The sequence below is a fragment of the Streptomyces marianii genome, from assembly GCF_005795905.1.
Taxonomy (GTDB): Bacteria; Actinomycetota; Actinomycetes; order Streptomycetales; family Streptomycetaceae; genus Streptomyces; species Streptomyces marianii.
In genome coordinates this window covers 7,478,473-7,497,753 of sequence record NZ_VAWE01000001.1, presented here as the reverse complement: position 1 = coordinate 7,497,753, position 19,281 = coordinate 7,478,473, and the positions used below count along the sequence as shown (strand labels likewise).

Here is a 19,281-nt window from a genome sequence, read left to right as displayed (position 1 = left end):
TTGGGAAGGCGCCTCGACGCAGAGCGCGATTCCACGGGGATCCACCCCGTGTAGGCTGCGCCGAGCACATATTGACGGATCGTCAAGGATGCAATAAAGGGCGGCATAATGGTGACGGGGGAGCTGTGAGGATGACAGTAGCGCGCAAGCCCGCACCGGCTGCCGGGCGGCAGACCATCACCATCAGTTTCGCCGGGTTCAACAGGGCCTGGGCGGCCTGGATCGGTGACCGGCTCACGCGGCACGGCCACGAGGTCGTCTTCCAGCGGTGGGACCTCCTTCCAGGCACCACCATCGAGAGCGCACTGGAAGACCTCATGCTCGCGGAGGGACGTATTCTCGTCGTCCTCAGCGACTGGTACTTCCAGCTGGGACCGCGCACCCACCTGGACTGGAATCGCGCCCTGCGCACGGTCGTCGCCGAGAACTCCGACCGCTTCGCAGCCGTCTCGATCACCGCGGAAGCGCTGCCGACGGCAGCGACGGTCTTCCGCGCGGCCGAGCTGTGGGGCATCGGCGCCGAGGAGGCCGAGCGCAGACTGCTGCGCAGGCTCGGAATCCAACCCACCGGCGTGACGACCCCGGAAGAGTCCCGCACCGGCCCACGCTTTCCCGATGACGACCCGATGGTCTGGGGCGGCGTACCGCGCCGCAATATCCGGTTCACCGGACGTGAGACCCTTCTCTCCGACATTTACCACCAGTTCCAGCGGGCCCCGCGCGGCGCGGCGGTCTGCACGCTGTTCGGCCTCTCCGGGGTGGGCAAGACCCAGGTCGCAGCCGAGTACGTATACCGCTTCCGGTCGGAGTACGACGTGGTGTGGTGGGTGTCGGCGGACCAGAGAGGAACGCTCCGCCAGCGGCTGGCCGAATTGGCCCCGGCGCTCGACCTCGCGACCGGTCCGGAATACGGGGAACGGCTGCGGGCGGTGAACGATGCACTGAGGCGTGGGGAACCGCACTCCCACTGGTTGCTGGTCCTCGATGGCGCCGACGATCCCCAGCTCGTGGCCGACCTGGTGCCCACCGGGCCGGGTCATGTCCTGATCACCTCGCAGAACCTCGCTTGGGGAGAACACAACAGTGAGTTGATGGAAGTCCCGGTGTACACCCGGGAAGAGAGCGTCGCCTTCGTCCGCCGCCGGGCCCGTCGTCTGGCCCCCGAGGAGGCGGACAGGCTCGCCGAGGCCCTGGGTGACCTGCCGCTCCTGCTGGACCAGACCGCCGGCTGGCTCAGCGACTCGGTCATGTCCGTCGACGAGTACGTCGAACTGCTGGACAGCGGTTCGGACGTCGAGGTCGGACTGAAGGTGGCCGCCGACTTTCCCATGACCTTTCAGACGGCATGGTCCATCCTGCTCAACCGGCTGCGTGAGACCGTTCCCGAGTCCGTGGACCTGCTGCGTCTCTGTGTCTTCTTCGCCCCCGGATCCATACCCATCGGTTGGGTACGCCGTCTGCCGACCCGTGAGCTGCCTGAATCGCTGACAGGGCTGGTGAATGATCCACTACGGTGGACCGAGGCAAGCAACAAACTCGTGCAGTACTCCGTGGTCCGTCGCGAGACCCACGAATCCGCTGCCGACGACAGCGAGATCCTCCATATGCACCGCATGGTCCACCAAACCGTCCGTGACGGTGTGCCGGAGGCCAACCGAGAGGAATTCTCCCGCGTGGTCCGTAGCGCGCTGGCGAAGGCCGACCCAGGCCAGCCCGATGACTCCCGGCAGTGGCAGAGGTATGCGGAACTGGTCAAGCATCTGAGGTCGGCGAGTGTGCTGGAGAGCACCGATCCGGACGCACAGCAACTCGTCCTCAACTGTCTCGCGTACATGACGAACAGCGGGGAACACGGCACTGGTCTCGAACTTGTCGGGCGCGCACTCACCGCATGGCGGGTCGCCCTCGGCGACGACCATCCCCGCGTCAGGGACCTCGTCAATCAGCAGCTGAGCCTGCTCCTGGCCGCGGGTGACGACGCGGAGGCGGCGCGGATCGGGCGCGAGTCCATGGCCAGGCTGGATGCCGAGAACGATCCTCAGGACCTGGAGGTCCTGAGGATGGCCGACGGAATCGCGGCCGCCCTGCGCGGGCTGGGCGAGTACGAGGAGGCGCTGGCCCTCTCCGACCAGGTGTTAACCGGCTACCGCGAGCTGTTCGGTGATCGGGACCCGCGCACGCTCAACGCCATGAACAACCTGGCGGTCAGTCTGCGTACCATCGGCCGCTACGAGGAGTCGCTGCGGCTGGACAGGCAGACCCTCGACGGCCGTCGCGAGGTCCTCGGACCGCGTCACCGGTTCACCATGCTCTCGGAGTTCAACTACGCGTGGACCCTGCGGATGCTCGGCCGCTACGACGAGGCGGTGTCGGTCCAGGAGCGCAGTGTTCAGGCAAACCGCAGGGTGCTCGGGCGTGACCACCCACAGACCCTGATCGCGGAACACAGTCTGGCGATGTGCCAGTACCGGGCTGGTGACCGGCTCAAGGCGAAGACCGACATGGGGGGAACCCTCGAACGGCTGGAACGGGTACTGGGCGATGGCCATCCCTGGACCCTCATCGCCGCGGCGAACTACGCCTGCGCGGAGCGGGAGCACGGTGATCTGGACCGTGCGCGGGTCATCGGTGAGTCAGTCATGCGAAGGTACAGGGAGAGCCTCGGCCCTGCGCATCCTTATGCCATCGGGACCTCCGTGAACCATGCGCTGATGCTACGTGCGGCCGGGGAAAGGCATGACGCCACCAGGCTGACGGAGGAGTGCCTGCGTGCGATGACAGCAGCGGTGGGGTCCGACCACCCCTGGACCCTGGGCATCGCGTTGAACCTCTCTGTAGCGCGCAACCTCTCCGACGACCATGAAGCAGCCGAACAGCTCAGCAGGGACACCGCCCGGCGGGCAACGGCGGTGCTGGGGCCCCACCATCCGCTGGTTCTGTCCTGCCGAGTGGCGCATGCCTCGGATCTACGCGGACTGCGTAGGCAGCAGGAGGCTGACAAGGAGGAGGGAGAGGCGCTGGCGGCACTCGCGGCAACCTTGGGCAGCCAGCATGTCCACACCGTCTCCGCCCGCTCCCGCACACATCCGCACTGGGACTTCGAGCCACTGGCCTCTTGACCGGCGGCTCCGAGCACGACCGACAAGGCATTCAAGTGCTGCCCACTCCGAGTTCCACAACGTCGGCGTTCAAGACCCGGTCGGGGTCTTGAACGCCGGCGTTGTGGAGATTCCGGCGGAGACGGAGCGGGCGCGGATCGACGTCACAGCACACAGGCGAGCGACAGGGCGCTCCAGCGAGGCCGGCCCCCGAACCCTCGACTGCGGGCTGGAGCGGGCCCGACTGGACCTGCACGCCACGCTCGGCGAGCCCGACGTCAAGAGCACGCTGAAGGGCAACATCGAAACCTGTACGGCGCCGGAATCCGGGCCGGCGAACTGGCGGAGTCCATGGAAGAGCCCTTCCTGCCGTGGTGCCCGGAGAAAGCCGACGCCCTCGCGCGGATCGCGGCGGAGGTGCGACACCTGTCCTGATTGCCTGATTCCGGCGAGGTCTGCTGGTTCACCGTGCCGTGGCGCACCCGAGCACGCCCGGACTGTCAGTTGGTGCGGCCGCAGATCCGGCCTACAGTGCCGGAGTACCGAGGAACGACAGGCGGACCTGACGCTCGGGATTGTCCCTGTTGGTGTCGACCAGACAGACCGACTGCCAGGTGCCGAGCTCCAGCCTCCCGCCGACGACGGGCAGGGTGGCGTGCGGCGGCACCAGCGCGGGCAGGACGTGGTCCCGGCCGTGGCCCGGGCTGCCGTGGCGGTGCTGGTAGCGGTCGTCGGCGGGAAGCAGTACGTGCAGCGCGGACAGCAGGTCGTTGTCACTGCCGGCGCCGGTCTCGATCAGCGCGATGCCCGCCGTGGCATGGGGAACGAACACGTTGAGCAGGCCGTCGCGGCCGTCGGCGGTCTCGGCGAGGAACTTCTCGCACGCACCCGTCAGGTCGGTCACGGCCTCCCCCGTGCCGGTGGTGAGGTCGAGGACTCGAGTGGTGAAGGCTTGGGGCATACCCCCATCCTCCCGCCGACGCCGCAGGATCGCGCGTCCGGGTTCCGTGCCGCGATCGACCATCTGGCGCCGCTGAAGCTGCGCGAGCCGGGTGGCGGCATCGCGGTGGAGGGCACTCGCGCGTTTCGGGACGAGCGCGTCCATCTCGTCGGCTACGGACCGTCCGCCTCGACGATCGGTGCCAACCGGGCCGGACGGGCCGCGGTCCGGGAGATCATGGGGCTCCTGGACCACGGGCCCGCGGACGTGTCGTCCGGGGATCCGCTGCCGCCGGACGAGGCGGCCGGGGACCTGGCCGCCTCGTCCGGCTGAGGCCCCCCGGGGGGAACGAAGGCGGTCCCCGGGGCACTCCGGGCGGGATCCGGAGGTCACCCGGCGTCGGGCCCCGTGCTGCCGCGGGTCCTGTTGAACTCGGCGACGTTGCGGTTGTGCTCCTCGAAGTCGGCGGTGAAGCGCGTGTCCCCGGGTCCGACGGTCACGAAGTACAGCCAGTCGCCCTCCGCCGGCCCGACGGCCGCCTTCATCGCCACCTCGCCCGGGTTCCCGATCGGCGTCGGCGGCAGACCCTTCTGCGCATAGGTGTTGTACGGGCTCCGGAGTCCGGTGTCCTGACGGGTGGTGTCGAGGGTGGAGCGGTTCAGTGCGTAGTTGAGGGTGGAGTCCATCTGTAGCGGCATGTTCCGGGCGAGCCGGTTGTGCACGACGCGCGCCACCCTTGCCATGTCCTCGGCGCTGTCCGCCTCCGCCTGGACGATGCTGGCGATGATCACTGTCTGGTGGAGGGTCATGCCGTGGCGTCGCGCCGCGTCGGTGAGGGACGAGGTGCCGAGGCGACGGCCCGCCGTGTTGACCATGAAGCTGAGCAGACTGCCCGGGGACGACTCGGGGCCGACGGGATAGGTCGCCGGGAAGAGATAGCCCTCGGGATTGCCGCGGGCGTCCGCCGGCAGCCTCAGCCGCGGACCCGCGGCGGTCGCCCTCCGGCGGGTGGTGCCGGCCCGGACACCAAGTGCCTTGTCCACGGCGGCGTAGACCTGGGAGGAGCGCCATCCCTCCGGGATGAGCAGGGTCTTCGGCCGAACCCGGGGCGCGGTGGACTTCTTCTTCGACTGGGGCAGCAGCGTCAGGAAGACGGCCGTCACCACGCCGATGAGGCCGACCACGCCCGCGAACAGCAGGAGTCGGCCGCGGCGCGTCAGACGGAGCCTGCGCCGACGGCGCCGGGCCTTCGGGAACTCCCTCTTCATACGGGCACGCTAACCCGATGAAAGCACACATAACGGAACCCGCGCCGTCAGCCTTCCGGCGAACCGGCCCCAGCGGCGACGGACGCCAGGGACCCGACGCACGCCCGACCTCAGGACGCGGCACACGGCACAGCGCACGGCCGCCCGCTCCGTGCGCCGCGGTCGACGGGGAAGAACGAGGGGGACGCTCAGGAAACGAGCGGCGCCAACCGGGCATCCCTGCGCACCAGGGCGGCATAGCGCCCGTTCCGCTCGACCAGCTCCTCGTGCGTCCCGCGCTCGGCGATCCGTCCGCCGTCGAGGACGACGATCTGGTCGGCGTCCCGCACGGTGGAGAGCCGGTGGGCGATGGTGATCGTCGTGCGCCCGGCGGAGAGTGCGTCTATCGCCTGCTGAACGGCGTGCTCGGTGCGGGTGTCGAGCGCGCTCGTGGCCTCGTCAAGGATGAGCACCGGCGGATCGCGCAGGATCGTCCGGGCGATGGCGAGCCGCTGCTTCTCACCGCCGGAGAACCGGTACCCCCGCTCACCCACGAGCGTGTCGTAGCCGTCGGGCAGCGAGGCGATGTGGTCGTGGATCTGCGCCGCCCGTGCAGCCGTCTCGATCTCGGCGTCGGTGGCGTCCGGCTTGGCGAAGCGCAGATTGTCCGCGACCGACGCATGAAAGAGGTAGGTCTCCTGGGAGACGACGCCCACGGCCCTGGCGAGGGTGTCGAAATCGAGGTCGCGGACGTCGACGCCGTCCAGGGTGACCCGGCCTTCCGTGACGTCGTAGAGCCGGGGCACCAGATAGCTGAGCGTGGACTTGCCGGACCCGGTGGGCCCGACCACGGCGAGGCTCCCGCCGGCCGGCACGGTGATCCCGATGCCGTCGAGCGTCGGCCCGCTCCTGGCGTCGTAACGGAAGCCGACCTTCTCGAACCGCACTTCCCCGGCGACCTCGGCCAGCCGGACCGGATCCTCCGGCTCGGTGATCTCCACCCGCAGGTCCAGGTATTCGAAGATCCGCTGGAACAGGGCGAGCGACGTCTGGATCTGGACGCCCGTGGACAGCAGGCTCACGGCCGGACGGAACAGCCCTTGCTGCAGCGAGACGAAGGCGACCAGGGTGCCGATCGAGATCGTGGACCCGCCGGACTGCAGCGCGAGTCCCGCCGCCCAGTACAGGAAGGCGGGCATCGCGGCCATGACGATGCCGATGACGGCCATCCGCCAGCGGCCGGCCATGCTGGAACGGACCTCGAGATCGACGAGGCGCTCGGACTCGTCGGCGAACGACCGGGTGAGCGAGTCCGCCCGGCCCATCGTGCGGCCGAGGAGGATACCGCTGACCGACAGCGACTCGGTGACCGTCGCGGCCATGGCCGCCATCTGCTTCTGCCGCTGGGTGGTGATGGCCTTGCGCTCACGCCCGACCCGGCGGCTGATCCAGACGAAGACCGGCAGCAGGACCAGGGAGACGACCGTGAGCCGCCAGTCGAGCGCGAGCATGGCGACGACCGTGGCGACGACGGCCGTCAGATTCGAGACCAGGGAGGTCGCCGTGGAGGTGACGGTCGCCTGCATGCCGCCGATGTCGTTGGCGATGCGGGACTGGACCTCACCGGTCCGCGTCCGGGTGAAGAACGCGAGCGGCATGCGCTGCAGCTGGGCGTAGACGCCGGTGCGGAGGTCGTGCATCACGCGCTGGCCGACCGTGGTCGAGATCAGCGTCTGCAGAACGCCGAACACGCTCGTCGTCACGGCGGCGACGATCATCCCGAGGGCGAGCAGCGACAGCAGGCCCGTACGCCCCTGCGGGATCGCGGTGTCCAGGATTTCGCGCAGCATGAACGGCGAGGCGACGGAGACGAGCGACGAGGCTCCGACCAGCAGCCCCACCACGGCGAGCCGCGCGCGGTAGGGGCGGAAGAGCCGGAGGATGCGCCGCACCTGGGCGGGCTGGGCGGGCCGCGCGGGGTCCAGCGGCCGATCGGGAGGTGTCCAGGACGGACCGTCGTGTGCGCGCATGGCTCCTTCCGCGGGTCGGGGACCTGACAGCTCGAAGAGCATAGCTCTTTGTTACCTATACTCACAATGAACATGGTCCTGATATCGTCCGTGCATGACCACCCCAGGCCCGGTTCCCGACGCGGACGGCGTGCTCGCCGAGCAGCTGCTGCGGCTCACCCGCCGGCTGCACCGCATTCAGAAGCAGCATCTGCGGCCGGTCGGCATCACCCCGGCCCAGGCCCGGCTGCTGCGCGTCGTCGCCCACTACGAAGGGGCCCCGCGGATGGCCGATCTGGCCGGCCGCCTGGAGGTGGTGCCGCGCGCCGTCACCACGCTGGTCGACGGACTGGAGTCGGGCGGCCGCGTCCGCCGGGTGCCCGACCCGACGAACCGCCGCGTGGTGCGCGTGGAGCTCACCGACCTCGGACGCAGCACGCTGGGCGAACTGCGCGGCGCCCGGCGCGCGGCTGCGGAGGACATCCTGGCGCCCCTGACCGCCGATCAGCGCGAGGCACTGGGCGGACTGCTGTCGGCGCTGCTCGACGGAGACCCGGGACCGGCGGGCCAGGTGTACTGCCCCGAGAGGTAGGGGCTGTCCCGGCTCGGTCGGCCGGGAGGCCGGCGGACGGGATCACGGCCGCACGGCGGGCCCTGACACGGTTGACCGGCACCGGTACCGCCTCCGGCCCGGCGCGTACGCGCCACCGGGTCAGGCCCGGGGCGGGACAGAGCGGCTCCGGTGGGAGAGCCAGGCGCGCGCCGGGATCGCGGCCAGCCACCAGTACTGGGCGACCATCGGCGAGGCGAAGGCCAGGGGCGCCGAGACGGCGAAGACGGCCACCATGACCAGCCCCTCGTACACGGCGACGCGCAGCCGTCGGGGCGTCGTGCCCGGAGTGGCCAGGGCCGGCCTCAGCAGCAACCGCAGGGTCATCGCGGTGATCAGGCCCGAGGCGGCGGCGATGGATCCGGCGTACACCGCGGTCGCCGCCGCGGTGTCCGCGTACTCGCTGATCAGACGGGTGGGAAACGGCAGTGCGGCGATGACGGCGAGCAGCGCGAGATAGAGGTACAGCAGACAGGAGTCGAGCCGGGCGACGCGGTGGAACAGGGTGTGCTGACCGAGCCACAGCACACCGATGACGACGAAGCTCAGCAGATACGCCCCGATGTCGGAGAGGGCCTGGTGGAGCGCCGTACCGAGGTCGCCGGCCTCCAGATCGCCGGGCACGTTGATATCGAGGGCGAGGAGGGTGATCGCGATGGCGAAGACCGCATCACCGAACGCGAGCAACCGATCGGGCCCGATGATCGCACCGGGGCTCTCGTCCTCCCGCTCATGTGTCGGTGTGCTCACGGCGGGGACGCTACCGACGATCGCGGGCCCGGGCACACGCTGCTGGGCCGAACGCCGGACGCGGTACCCCCGTCCTCCCGGGCCGTGCAGAAAAGGGGGCGCGCGACCGAACGCACGACCGTTCGGGGGCCGGCTGCTGATCCCCATCGGGGGCTCGCCGCTCCCCGGAACGGCACCGCTGTCGGACGAACCAGCGGCGCCCCCGTCAGATGAAGTTCAGCGCCGCAGCGCCGCCCACCCCTCCGAGCAGCATGAACGCGGGCATCAGTACTTTCAGCTCCACCCAGCTGCCGGCCCGGAAGCGCATCCCCTTCGGCGGCCCCACGGCGTACCAGCGCTTGTTCCCGATGGGTATGGGCCACAGGATCGGGCACCCCGAGACGGTCAGTGCGTCACCGACGTCGTGCACCAGGGCACCGAGGACGACGGGGAGCCCCAGCCACAGGTACTCCTGGCCGGGCCCGGTGAAGAGCCAGTCCGCACCGCTGCCGGGCTTGTCCAGGACGCCGGCCAGGATCCAGGCGCTCGTCGCGCCGAGCAGCCACACCAGGACGTCACTGGACACCCGTGCGGCCCGCCACAGCAGTCCCTCGACGGCGAGCACCAGGTGCACGAAGAGGATCGCGAGGACCGCCCAGCGCCCTCCGGTCATCGCCAGCGCCGAGGTGCCGCCGCCGATCAGCACGGCCCACAGCCAGGTGTGGGTGAGCGTGCGGTGACCGCCGGTCCGGCGCTTGTCCCCTGGCTTCTTCGTCGCCTTGTAGACCGCGTACGAGAGCTTGTCGACCACTTCGCACAGACCGCGTGAGAACGGCCCGAAGGCGCGGGAGATCGTCGCCGCCTTGTGGTCGAGGTCCGGCGCGAGCGCCGCTCCCGCGCAGATCAGCGCGCCGATGACGAGGACGGGCCATGGCATCGGATGATCCAGGGCGGCCGCCGCCGCGCCCACCCCCAGCCAGGCCGCCGCCCCGGACAGGGAGTGCGCCGGTCCCATCATGCTCGTTCCCGCCCCATCTGCTGTTGTGCTCGTGCCCAGTTGAGGGGACAGGCTACCGGTAGCGATCTTCTCTGCCGACGGCCGGTTCCCGATCCCGGCCGGAGGCCAGGCAAGATGGTGGGGTGACCCTTATCGATCAGCTGCCGCCGGACACCGACCCCGATGCCCTCTTCGAAGCCTTCGCCTCATGGGCCGAGGGCCGGGGCATCTCCCTCTACCCGGCCCAGGAGGAGGCGCTGATCGAGGTGGTCTCCGGGGCCAACGTGATCCTCTCCACACCGACCGGCTCGGGAAAGAGCCTGGTCGCGGCGGGTGCCCACTTCGCCGCCCTCGCCCGCGACGAGGTCACGTTCTACACCGCGCCGATCAAGGCCCTGGTGTCGGAGAAGTTCTTCGACCTCTGCAAGCTCTTCGGCACGGAGAACGTCGGCATGCTCACCGGCGACGCGTCCGTGAACGCGGACGCCCCGGTCATCTGCTGCACCGCCGAGGTGCTGGCGTCGATCGCGCTGCGGGACGGCAAGGGCGCCGACATCGGCCAGGTCGTGATGGACGAGTTCCACTTCTACGCGGAACCGGACCGCGGCTGGGCCTGGCAGATCCCCCTCCTCGAACTCCCGCAGGCGCAGTTCGTGCTGATGTCGGCGACGCTCGGCGACGTGTCGATGTTCGAGGAGGACCTCACCCGCCGCACCGGCCGTGAGACCGCCGTCGTCCGCTCGGCGGCCCGCCCGGTCCCGCTCTCCTACGAGTACCGCACCACCCCCATCACGGAGACGCTGACCGAGCTGCTGGAGACCAAGCAGGCACCGGTCTACATCGTGCACTTCACCCAGGCGCAGGCCGTCGAGCGGGCACAGTCGCTGATGAGCATCAACATGTGCACCCGCGAGGAGAAGGACCGCATCGCCGAGCTGATCGGCAACTTCCGCTTCACCACGAAGTTCGGGCGGAACCTCTCCCGATTCGTCCGCCACGGCATCGGCGTGCACCACGCGGGCATGCTGCCCAAGTACCGGCGCCTCGTGGAGAAGCTGGCGCAGGCCGGCCTGCTGAAGGTGATCTGCGGTACGGACACTCTCGGCGTGGGTGTCAACGTCCCCATCCGCACGGTGCTCTTCACCGCGCTCACCAAGTACGACGGCAGCCGTGTGCGGACGCTCCGCTCCCGGGAGTTCCACCAGATCGCGGGCCGCGCGGGGCGCGCGGGCTTCGACACCGCCGGCTTCGTCGTCGCCCAGGCGCCCGACCACGTCGTCGAGAACGAGAAGGCCCTCGCCAAGGCCGGCGACGACCCCAAGAAGAAGCGCAAGGTCGTCCGCAAGAAGGCCCCCGAGGGCTTCGTCGGCTGGACGCAGAACTCCTTCGAGAAGCTGATCGCCTCCGACCCCGAGCCGCTCACCTCCCGTTTCAAGGTCACCCACGCGATGCTGCTCTCGGTGATCGCCCGCCCGGGGAACGCCTTCGAGGCGATGCGCAAGCTGCTCGAGGACAACCACGAACCGCGCAAGCAGCAGCTCCGGCACATCCGCCGGGCCATCGCCATCTACCGTTCGCTACTCGACGGAGGGATCGTCGAACGCCTTGACGCCCCCGACGCCCAGGGCCGCATCGTCCGGCTGACCGTCGACTTCCAGCAGGACTTCGCACTCAACCAGGCGCTCTCCACGTTCGCCCTCGCGGCCTTCGACCTGCTGGACCCCGAATCGCCTTCATACGCCCTGGACATGGTGTCCGTCGTCGAGTCCACTCTCGACGACCCGCGGCAGATCCTCGGGGCCCAGGAGAACAAGGCGCGGGGCGAGGCGGTCGCCGCGATGAAGGCGGACGGCGTCGAGTACGAGGAGCGGATGGAGCGACTCCAGGAGATCTCGTACCCGAAGCCGCTGGAGGAACTGCTGTGGCACGCGTACGACACGTACCGGAAGTCGCACCCGTGGGTGGGCGACCATCCGGTCTCGCCGAAGTCGGTCATCCGGGACATGTACGAACGGGCGCTGTCCTTCACCGAGTTCACGTCCTTCTACGAGCTGGCCCGCACCGAGGGCATCGTGCTGCGGTATCTCGCGAGCGCGTACAAGGCCCTGGACCACACCGTCCCGGACGATCTGAAGACCGAGGACCTGCAGGATCTGATCGCCTGGCTGGGCGAGATGGTCCGCCAGGTCGATTCCAGCCTCCTCGACGAGTGGGAGCAACTGGCCAATCCCGAGGTGGAGACCGCGGAGGAGGCCCAGGAGAAGGCCGACCAGGTCAAGCCGGTCACCGCGAACGCCCGCGCCTTCCGGGTGCTGGTCCGCAACGCCATGTTCCGCAGGGTGGAGCTGGCGGCGCTGGACCGCGTCGACGAACTGGGCCGGCTGGACGCGGAGTCGGGCTGGGACGAGGACGCCTGGGGCGAGGCGATGGACGGGTACTGGGACGAGTACGACGACCTCGGAACCGGTCCGGACGCGCGGGGGCCGAAGCTGCTCGCCATCGAGGAGGACCCCGGGCACGGTCTCTGGAGGGTCCGGCAGACCTTCGCCGACCCGAACGACGACCACGACTGGGGTATCAGCGCGGAGGTCGACCTGGCGGCCTCCGACGAGGAGGGCCGGGCCGTCGTCCGCGTGACGTCCGTCGGCCGGCTCTGAGACGGGAGCGGACATGACCCACCCCGCCGGACACGGCCCCGCCGACGGCGGCCGCCCCGAGGAGGCCGCACGCGCCGCGTCCGGTCCCGTGGAGCGGCTCGTCGATCTGCTCGACCTGGAGCGGATCGAGGTCGACATCTTCCGCGGGGTCAGCCCGAACGAGTCTCTGCAGCGGGTCTTCGGGGGGCAGGTCGCGGGCCAGGCGCTGGTGGCGGCGGGCAGGGCGACGGACGGCACCCGGCCGGTGCACTCGCTGCACGCCTACTTCCTGCGGCCGGGGATTCCGGGCATGCCGATCGTCTACCAGGTCGAACGGGTCCGGGACGGCCGGTCGTTCACGACCCGCAGGGTCACGGCGGTCCAGCGGGGACGGACGATCTTCAATCTGACCGCGTCCTTCCACCAGCCCGAGGAGGCCGGTTTCGAGCATCAGCTCCCGCCGCGGCTGGAATTCCCGCCACCGGAGTCCCTGCCGAGCGTCAGCGAGGAGATCCGCGAGCACCTGGGTGCACTGCCGGAGACGCTGGAGCGGATGGCGCGGCGTCAGCCCTTCGACATCCGCTACGTCGACCGGCTGCGCTGGACCGAGGAGGAGGTCAAGGTGGCCGATCCGCGCAGCGCGGTGTGGATGCGCGCGGTCGGACCGCTGGGGGACGACCCGCTGGTGCACACGTGCGCGCTGACGTACGCCTCGGACATGACCTTGCTGGACGCCGTCCGCATCCCGGTCGAACCGCTCTGGGGCCCGCGCGGATTCGACATGGCGTCGCTCGACCACGCGATGTGGTTCCACCGGCCGTTCCGCACGGACGAATGGTTCCTGTACGACCAGGAGTCCCCGGTCGCCACGGGCGGCCGGGGACTGGCGCGCGGCCGGATCTACGACCGGGAGGGCCGGCTGCTCGTCTCGGTCGTGCAGGAGGGGCTGTTCCGCCGGCTGGGCGGCTGAGGGCCGCCCGCCGGCGTCACGTCCCGCACGGACTCACGTCCGCGGGCGGATCACTTCTTGAGGGGGTCGAGGCAGAGGACGAACTTGTCGGCGTCCCACTTCTGCGCGAGGGCGGCCTCACCGACGGTGCAGGCGTTGACGTCGAAGCTGTTCTCGACGACCTTGACGACCTTGTAGTTGGCGTCCTTGTCGTCGCACCCCTTGGTCTCGACCTCGGGGTTGTTCTCCTCTCCGGTGACCTTGACGCAGTCGCCGGCCTCGGCTCGGACTGGGGCGTTGAAGAGGTAGCCGATGCCGAACTTCACCACCACGGCGACGACAATGAGCGCGACCACGCCGAGAAACTTCTTGACCTTGCTCTTCTTGGCGGGTGCGGGCGCGGGTGCGGCGCCGGGTATGGGCTGGCCCTCCGGGAACTGCGGTTCCTGCGGGGCGGGGGAGGGCTTGGGTGCGCTCATCTGCGGTCTTCCTCGGGTCGCTGGAGATCGAACGCGCGCACGCTACACGAAGAATAAGAATCGCATAAATACGAGGCACGAAGGAGTCCCTGATGTCCGTTTATGACATCCCTCTACACACTCTGTCCGGCGAGGAGACGTCCCTGGCCGAGCATCGCGGCAAGGCCGTGCTGGTGGTGAACGTGGCGTCCCGCTGCGGCCTCACACCCCAGTACGCGGGGCTGGAACGACTGCAGAAGACCTACGCGGACCGTGGTTTCACGGTGCTCGGGGTGCCGTGCAACCAGTTCCTGGGCCAGGAGCCCGGCAGCGCCGAGGAGATCGCCACGTTCTGCTCGGCGACGTACGGGGTGACGTTCCCGCTGCTGGAGAAGTCGGACGTGAACGGCGACCAGCGGCATCCGCTCTACGCCGAGTTGACCCGTTTCGCCGATGCCGACGGGGAGGCCGGTGACGTGCAGTGGAACTTCGAGAAGTTCCTCGTCTCCCCGCAGGGCGACGTGGTGGCCCGCTTCCGGCCGCGGACGGAGCCGGAGGCCGCGGAGGTCGTCGCGGCGATCGAGGCGCAACTCGCGGCCTGACGGGCCCGTGCACGCGACGGGGCGCCGGCCCGGACGTCCGGGTCGGCGCCCCGTGGCGTGCGGGGACCCGCGCGTCAGCGGATGGGCAGGCCGGAGAGGGTGCGGGCGATGACCAGGCGCTGGATCTCGCTCGTGCCCTCGAAAATGGTGTAGATGGCGGAGTCGCGGTGCATACGCTCGACGGGGTACTCGCGGGTGAAGCCGTTCCCGCCGAGGATCTGCACGGCCTGGGCGGTGACCTTCTTGGCGACCTCGCTGGCGAAGAGCTTGGACATGGAGCCCTCGGCCGCGGTGAACGGCTTGCCGGTCACCGCCATCCAGGAGGCCCGCCACACCAGCAGCCGGGCGGCGTCGATCTGGGTGCGCATGTCCGCCAGTTGGAAGGCGACGCCCTGGTTGTCGATGATCGGGCGGCCGAACTGCGTACGCTCCTTGGCGTACTCGAGGGCGTAGTCGTACGCCGCCCGCGCGGTGCCGACCGCCATCGCACCGACGGCGGGGCGGGATGCCTCGAAGGTGGCCATGGCGGCGTTCTTCAGGCTCCCCCGGCCTTCGACCGGGGGGACCCCCACACCGCCGCCGGCCCGGGCCCGCTCCCGGGCGCGGGCGAGCCGCTCGTCGAGCTTCTCCCTGCCGCCAAGCAGGCAGGAGCCGGGGACGCGGACGTCCTCCAGGACCACCTCGGCGGTGTGCGAGGCGCGGATGCCGTGCTTCTTGAACTTCTGGCCCTGGGAGAGGCCGGGAGTGTTCGGCGGCACGATGAAGGAGGCGTGGCCCTTGGAGCCGAGGTCGGGGTCGACGACGGCGACGACGACGTGGACGTTGGCGATCCCGCCGTTGGTGGCCCAGGTCTTGGTGCCGTTGAGCACCCACTCGTCCTTGGCCTCGTCGTAGACGGCTCGGGTCCGCATCGCACCGACGTCGGAGCCGGCGTCGGGCTCGGAGGAGCAGAACGCGGCGACCTTCACGTCGTCGACGTCGCCGTACATCTGCGGGATCCAGGTGCCGATCTGCTCCTCGGTGCCGTTGGCAAGGACACCGACGGCGGCGAGGCCCGTGCCGAGGATGGAGAGGGCGATACCCGCGTCGCCCCAGAACAGCTCCTCCACGGCCATCGGGATGCCGAGCCCGGTGGGGTCGAAGTACTGCTGGGCGTAGAAGTCGAGGGAGTAGATGCCGACCTTGGCGGCTTCCTGGATGACCGGCCAGGGGGTCTCCTCGCGCTCGTCCCACTCGGCGGCGGCCGGGCGGATCACGTCCCTGGCGAAGCCGTGCAGCCAGTCGCGGACCTGCTTCTGGTCCTCGTTGAGATCGAGCGCGAACTCGGTCATATCCCCTCCTGATGTGCTGGGCACGCATGTTACTACCGGTAACCGCAGTCTGTTACCGGCGCGTAGCGACTGTCAACCGCCACCGAGCGGTCGGCGGGCCGACCCTGCGGAGTGTTACGTTGCGCAGGCCTCAGATTCAGTACGGGCGGGGAGAGACCATGGAGACCACCACCACTCAGCAGGGCGACCAGCAGCGGTCGGCCGAGCAGCGGCGGCGCGAGCTGCTCGAAGCCGCCGACCGCGTGGTGCTCCGGGACGGCCCGCAGGCGTCCATGAACGCGATCGCGGCGGAGGCCGGCATCACCAAGCCGATCCTGTACCGACACTTCGGCGACAAGAGCGGGCTCTACCGCGCGCTCGCCAAGCGTCACACCGACGGTCTGCTGGCGGCACTGCGCACGGCGATCGACGCCAGCTCAGACCGGCGGGAGCGTGTCGAGCACACCCTCGACACCTACCTCGCCGCGATCGAGACCCGGCCGCAGGTATACCGCTTCCTGATGCACCCCGCCGAGGACTCCCAGCAGTCCGAGCAGGGCTTCGACGTCGGCCGGCACACCGCGCCGCTGCTGCGAAGACTCGGCGAGGAACTGGGCACGGTGATCGCCGAACGCGTCGACCTCGGTCCCGGCGGGGACGAGCTGGCCAGGATCTGGGCCCACGGCATCGTCGGCATGATGCACGGCGCGGGCGACTGGTGGCTGGGGGAACGCCCCTGCTCCCGGGCGCAGTTGGTGCGCAGCCTCGCGGACCTGCTCTGGGGAGGCCTCTCCGTCGCCGAGGACCGCCCGGGCAGTCCGGGCTTCTGACAGGGGGCCCCGGCACCGGTGCGGGTTCCTCGCCGGACCCGCCGTGCCGGTACGGAAACGCCCGCTACCGCCGACCCCACGGGGCGCGGCGGGCCTTGCGCAGGGCGCGGGCGCGGCGCAGGCCGGTGAGCCGGTCCATGTAGACCCCGCCCTCCAGATGGTCGCACTCGTGCTGCAGGCACCGGGCGAAGAACCCCGTGCCCTCGACCCGCACCGGCGCGCCGTCCCCCGTCACTCCCTCGACCACCGCATGGTCGTACCTCAGCGTCCCCGCCTCGATGCCCGGCAGCGACAGACATCCCTCGGGGCCGCGCACCTCGATGCCGTCGGCGGCGACGAGGCGCGGATTGACGACGTGCCCGACGTGGCGGACGTCCTCGTCGTCGGGGCAGTCGTAGACGAAGACCCGGAGCGGAACACCGACCTGGTTGGCGGCGAGACCCACCCCGTTCGCGGCGTACATGGTCGCGTACATGTCCTCGATCAGCCGCGTCAGGGTCGGGCCGAAGTCGGTGACGGGTTCGCAGGGCGCGTGGAGCACCGGATCGCCGAACAGGCTCATGGCCCGTACGAGGCCGGAACTGCCGGGGATCGGACGGTTTCGCATGGCCGTAAGGGTACGTTCCGCACATCGCGCCGGTGACCTCCGGGTTTCGTGACGGAGCCGCAGTTCGGGCCGCCGCCCGGAGGTCGATAGGCTGAACCCCGACCGACGCAAGGAGGATCAAGGACGATGGCAGGACACCCTGGCAACGCAGAGCCGCTGTCGCCGCGCGCCAAGCTGGCCGTGACGGCCGGCAAGGCCGCAGCGGCGGTGTCGCGCGCAGCGGGACGCGGCAGCGGATCGGTGATCGGCGGCCGGGTTGCCCTCAAACTCGACCCCGATCTGCTGAGCAGGCTGGCGCAGCACCTGGACGTGATCCTGGTGTCGGCGACGAACGGAAAGACCACCACCACCCGGCTGATCGCCGAGGCCCTGCGCGCGGCCGGCCCGGTCGTGTCGAACGCCCTTGGCGCGAACATGCCGGCCGGTATCACCTCCGCGCTGGCCGGCGGCTCGGACGCACGCTACGGCGTGATCGAGGTCGACGAGAAGTACCTCGCCGGGGTCGCCCGCGACACCACGCCCAAGGCCATCGCCCTGCTCAACCTCTCCCGCGACCAGCTGGACCGCGCGGCCGAGACCCGGATGCTGGCCGAGAAGTGGCGCGAGGGGCTGTCCGGCAGCAAGGCCGTCGTCGTCGCCAACGCCGACGACCCGCTGATCGTGTGGGCCGCGTCCTCCTCCGCCAACGTGGTGTGGGTGGCCGCCGGCCAGGAGTGGAAGGACGACGCCTGGTCCTGCCCCGCCTGCGGTGGTGTGATGCAGCGCCCGGGGGACGACTGGTTCTGCGGCGAGTGCGGTTTCCGAAGGCCGGCCGTGAGCTGGGCCCTCAGCGGTGACCACGTCCTCGACCCGCACGGGTCCGCCTGGCCGATCCACCTCCAGCTGCCGGGCCGGGCCAACAAGGCCAACGCCACCACCTCCGCCGCGGTCGCCGCCGTCTTCGGCGTCCCGCCGCAGGTGGCCCTGGAGCGCATGTACCAGGTGCAGGCCGTGGCCGGCCGGTACGACGTCGTCTCGTTCCAGGGGCGGGACCTGCGGTTGCTGCTGGCGAAGAACCCGGCCGGCTGGCTCGAGACGTTCTCCCTGATCGACCCGCCGCCCACTCCGGTGATCCTGTCCGTCAACGCGCGCGGCGCCGACGGCACCGACACCTCCTGGCTGTGGGACGTCGACTACACCCGGCTCGCCGGCCACCCGATCTTCGTGATCGGCGACCGCAAGCTGGACCTCGCGGTGCGCCTGGAGGTCGCCGGGCTGGACTTCCGTGTCGCCGAGGACGTCGACGAGGCCGTGGGGCTCGCCCCGCCCGGACGGATCGAGCTGATCGCCAACTACACCGCCTTCCAGGACGTCCGCCGCCGCGTCGGCAACTGACCCGGCTCACCGCAGAGGAACACAGAGCATGAGCGACAGCAGCCTGCGCCTGGTGTGGGTCTACCCGGACCTGCTCAGCACGTACGGTGACCAGGGCAACGCCCTGGTCGTGGAGCGCCGCGCGCGCCAGCGCGGCCTGGGCGTCACCCGCGTCGACGTCCGCAGCGACCAGCCGGTGCCGACGTCCGGCGACATCTATCTGATCGGCGGCGGCGAGGACCGGCCGCAGCGCCTCGCGGCCGAACGGCTGCGCCGCGACGCCGGGCTCTCCCGGGCCGCCGCCAACGGTGCGATCATCTTCTCGGTCTGCGCCGGCTACCAGATCCTCGGCCACGAGTTCGTCAACGACCTGGGCGAGCGGGAGCCCGGCCTCGGCCTGCTCGACGTGGTCTCCACCCGCGGCGAGGGCGAGCGGTGCGTCGGCGACGTGCTGGCGGACATCGACCCGCGGCTGGGTCTGCCGCAGCTCACGGGCTTCGAGAACCACCAGGGCATCACGCATCTCGGGCCGACGGCCCGGCCGTTCGCCCGGACCGTCCTCGGCAGGGGGAACGGCACCGGGGACGGCACCGAGGGCGCGTACAACGACACCGTGTTCGGCACGTACATGCACGGTCCGGTGATGGCCCGCAATCCGCAGATCGCGGATCTGCTGCTGAAGCTCGCGCTCGACGTGAACGCGCTGCCGCCCACCGACGACCGGTGGTACGAGGCACTGCGCGCGGAGCGCATCGCCGCCGCCACCCAGCCCGCCTGACGGGCCGCTCGAGCGCCGTTCGCACGGCAGCCCGAATCGTACGAGGACACGGTGTCCACTGTGCGGACGTCCGGTTCGGCACCCGCCACCTTGCGCCGGTAGGGTGGCAGGGATCCAACCGGACGACG

Annotated in this window: 16 protein-coding genes and 1 pseudogene; 9 read left to right on the top strand and 8 right to left on the bottom strand. The window is 70.3% G+C overall.

Annotated elements, in window-relative coordinates:
* The first annotated feature begins 131 nt into the window (after positions 1 to 131).
* Positions 132 to 3,119, top strand: a complete 2,988-nt coding sequence (gene fxsT, locus FEF34_RS33955) for an FxSxx-COOH system tetratricopeptide repeat protein (protein WP_138056579.1) — start codon at positions 132 to 134, stop codon at positions 3,117 to 3,119.
* A 505-nt stretch (positions 3,120 to 3,624) separates the two neighbouring features.
* Here fxsT and FEF34_RS33950 read toward each other — a convergent pair.
* Positions 3,625 to 4,059, bottom strand: coding sequence for a secondary thiamine-phosphate synthase enzyme YjbQ (locus tag FEF34_RS33950; protein WP_138056578.1), 435 nt, complete (start codon positions 4,057 to 4,059; stop codon positions 3,625 to 3,627).
* Positions 4,060 to 4,092: 33 nt separating this feature from the next.
* Between FEF34_RS33950 and FEF34_RS33945 the strand changes: the two are divergent.
* A pseudogene (locus tag FEF34_RS33945) lies at positions 4,093 to 4,371 on the top strand (pyridine nucleotide-disulfide oxidoreductase); the annotation flags it as partial.
* A 56-nt stretch (positions 4,372 to 4,427) separates the two neighbouring features.
* Here the strand turns inward: FEF34_RS33945 and mltG are convergent.
* Positions 4,428 to 5,306, bottom strand: coding sequence for an endolytic transglycosylase MltG (mltG, locus tag FEF34_RS33940; RefSeq protein WP_138056577.1), 879 nt, complete (start codon positions 5,304 to 5,306; stop codon positions 4,428 to 4,430).
* 188 nt (positions 5,307 to 5,494) lie between these two features.
* Complete coding sequence (locus tag FEF34_RS33935) at positions 5,495 to 7,315, bottom strand: ABC transporter ATP-binding protein (RefSeq protein ID WP_138056576.1); 1,821 nt, start codon at positions 7,313 to 7,315, stop codon at positions 5,495 to 5,497.
* Positions 7,316 to 7,409: 94 nt separating this feature from the next.
* On the opposite strand from FEF34_RS33935, the gene FEF34_RS33930 reads away from it, so the two are divergent.
* Positions 7,410 to 7,886 (top strand): MarR family winged helix-turn-helix transcriptional regulator, encoded by a 477-nt coding sequence (locus FEF34_RS33930; RefSeq protein ID WP_138056575.1) that lies wholly within the window; start codon positions 7,410 to 7,412, stop codon positions 7,884 to 7,886.
* 120 nt (positions 7,887 to 8,006) lie between these two features.
* Here FEF34_RS33930 and FEF34_RS33925 read toward each other — a convergent pair whose 3' ends face one another.
* The gene (locus FEF34_RS33925) at positions 8,007 to 8,654 is read right to left on the bottom strand and encodes a TMEM175 family protein (RefSeq protein ID WP_234042653.1); all 648 of its coding nucleotides are present in this window, start codon (positions 8,652 to 8,654) and stop codon (positions 8,007 to 8,009) included.
* Positions 8,655 to 8,859: 205 nt separating this feature from the next.
* Positions 8,860 to 9,651 (bottom strand): metal-dependent hydrolase, encoded by a 792-nt coding sequence (locus FEF34_RS33920; RefSeq protein WP_138056573.1) that lies wholly within the window; start codon positions 9,649 to 9,651, stop codon positions 8,860 to 8,862.
* A gap of 122 nt (positions 9,652 to 9,773) precedes the next feature.
* Here FEF34_RS33920 and FEF34_RS33915 point away from each other — a divergent pair, with 122 nt between their 5' ends.
* The gene (locus FEF34_RS33915; RefSeq protein ID WP_138056572.1) at positions 9,774 to 12,287 is read left to right on the top strand and encodes a DEAD/DEAH box helicase; all 2,514 of its coding nucleotides are present in this window, start codon (positions 9,774 to 9,776) and stop codon (positions 12,285 to 12,287) included.
* Between the two features lie 13 nt (positions 12,288 to 12,300).
* On the top strand, positions 12,301 to 13,236 hold the full coding sequence (locus FEF34_RS33910; RefSeq protein ID WP_234042652.1) for an acyl-CoA thioesterase: 936 nt from the start codon (positions 12,301 to 12,303) through the stop codon (positions 13,234 to 13,236).
* Between the two features lie 50 nt (positions 13,237 to 13,286).
* Here FEF34_RS33910 and FEF34_RS33905 read toward each other — a convergent pair whose 3' ends face one another.
* Entirely contained in the window at positions 13,287 to 13,694 is a 408-nt protein-coding gene (locus FEF34_RS33905) for an LppU/SCO3897 family protein (RefSeq protein WP_138056571.1), read from the bottom strand.
* Between the two features lie 92 nt (positions 13,695 to 13,786).
* Here FEF34_RS33905 and FEF34_RS33900 point away from each other — a divergent pair, with 92 nt between their 5' ends.
* Positions 13,787 to 14,275 (top strand): glutathione peroxidase, encoded by a 489-nt coding sequence (locus FEF34_RS33900; protein WP_138056570.1) that lies wholly within the window; start codon positions 13,787 to 13,789, stop codon positions 14,273 to 14,275.
* Positions 14,276 to 14,349: 74 nt separating this feature from the next.
* On the opposite strand, the gene FEF34_RS33895 is transcribed toward FEF34_RS33900, so the two are convergent.
* The gene (locus FEF34_RS33895) at positions 14,350 to 15,606 is read right to left on the bottom strand and encodes an acyl-CoA dehydrogenase family protein (protein ID WP_138056569.1); all 1,257 of its coding nucleotides are present in this window, start codon (positions 15,604 to 15,606) and stop codon (positions 14,350 to 14,352) included.
* A 158-nt stretch (positions 15,607 to 15,764) separates the two neighbouring features.
* Here FEF34_RS33895 and FEF34_RS33890 point away from each other — a divergent pair, with 158 nt between their 5' ends.
* Positions 15,765 to 16,415 (top strand): TetR family transcriptional regulator, encoded by a 651-nt coding sequence (locus tag FEF34_RS33890; RefSeq protein ID WP_138056568.1) that lies wholly within the window; start codon positions 15,765 to 15,767, stop codon positions 16,413 to 16,415.
* A 64-nt stretch (positions 16,416 to 16,479) separates the two neighbouring features.
* Here FEF34_RS33890 and def read toward each other — a convergent pair whose 3' ends face one another.
* Entirely contained in the window at positions 16,480 to 17,022 is a 543-nt protein-coding gene (def, locus tag FEF34_RS33885; protein WP_138056567.1) for a peptide deformylase, read from the bottom strand.
* A 126-nt stretch (positions 17,023 to 17,148) separates the two neighbouring features.
* Here def and FEF34_RS33880 point away from each other — a divergent pair, with 126 nt between their 5' ends.
* Positions 17,149 to 18,396, top strand: a complete 1,248-nt coding sequence (locus tag FEF34_RS33880) for a Mur ligase family protein (RefSeq protein ID WP_138056566.1) — start codon at positions 17,149 to 17,151, stop codon at positions 18,394 to 18,396.
* Positions 18,397 to 18,424: 28 nt separating this feature from the next.
* Complete coding sequence (locus FEF34_RS33875; RefSeq protein WP_138056565.1) at positions 18,425 to 19,153, top strand: type 1 glutamine amidotransferase; 729 nt, start codon at positions 18,425 to 18,427, stop codon at positions 19,151 to 19,153.
* Positions 19,154 to 19,281 lie beyond the last annotated feature (128 nt).

Coding starts and splice junctions, on each gene's coding strand:
- FEF34_RS33950 (WP_138056578.1), bottom strand. CDS start 4,059: ATGCCCCAAGCCTTCACCACTCGAGTCCTCGACCTCACCACCGGCACG.
- def (WP_138056567.1), bottom strand. CDS start 17,022: ATGCGAAACCGTCCGATCCCCGGCAGTTCCGGCCTCGTACGGGCCATG.
- FEF34_RS33930 (WP_138056575.1), top strand. CDS start 7,410: ATGACCACCCCAGGCCCGGTTCCCGACGCGGACGGCGTGCTCGCCGAG.
- FEF34_RS33875 (WP_138056565.1), top strand. CDS start 18,425: ATGAGCGACAGCAGCCTGCGCCTGGTGTGGGTCTACCCGGACCTGCTC.
- FEF34_RS33920 (WP_138056573.1), bottom strand. CDS start 9,651: ATGATGGGACCGGCGCACTCCCTGTCCGGGGCGGCGGCCTGGCTGGGG.
- FEF34_RS33900 (WP_138056570.1), top strand. CDS start 13,787: ATGTCCGTTTATGACATCCCTCTACACACTCTGTCCGGCGAGGAGACG.
- FEF34_RS33890 (WP_138056568.1), top strand. CDS start 15,765: ATGGAGACCACCACCACTCAGCAGGGCGACCAGCAGCGGTCGGCCGAG.
- FEF34_RS33935 (WP_138056576.1), bottom strand. CDS start 7,315: ATGCGCGCACACGACGGTCCGTCCTGGACACCTCCCGATCGGCCGCTG.
- mltG (WP_138056577.1), bottom strand. CDS start 5,306: ATGAAGAGGGAGTTCCCGAAGGCCCGGCGCCGTCGGCGCAGGCTCCGT.
- FEF34_RS33910 (WP_234042652.1), top strand. CDS start 12,301: ATGACCCACCCCGCCGGACACGGCCCCGCCGACGGCGGCCGCCCCGAG.
- FEF34_RS33895 (WP_138056569.1), bottom strand. CDS start 15,606: ATGACCGAGTTCGCGCTCGATCTCAACGAGGACCAGAAGCAGGTCCGC.
- FEF34_RS33880 (WP_138056566.1), top strand. CDS start 17,149: ATGGCAGGACACCCTGGCAACGCAGAGCCGCTGTCGCCGCGCGCCAAG.
- fxsT (WP_138056579.1), top strand. CDS start 132: ATGACAGTAGCGCGCAAGCCCGCACCGGCTGCCGGGCGGCAGACCATC.
- FEF34_RS33905 (WP_138056571.1), bottom strand. CDS start 13,694: ATGAGCGCACCCAAGCCCTCCCCCGCCCCGCAGGAACCGCAGTTCCCG.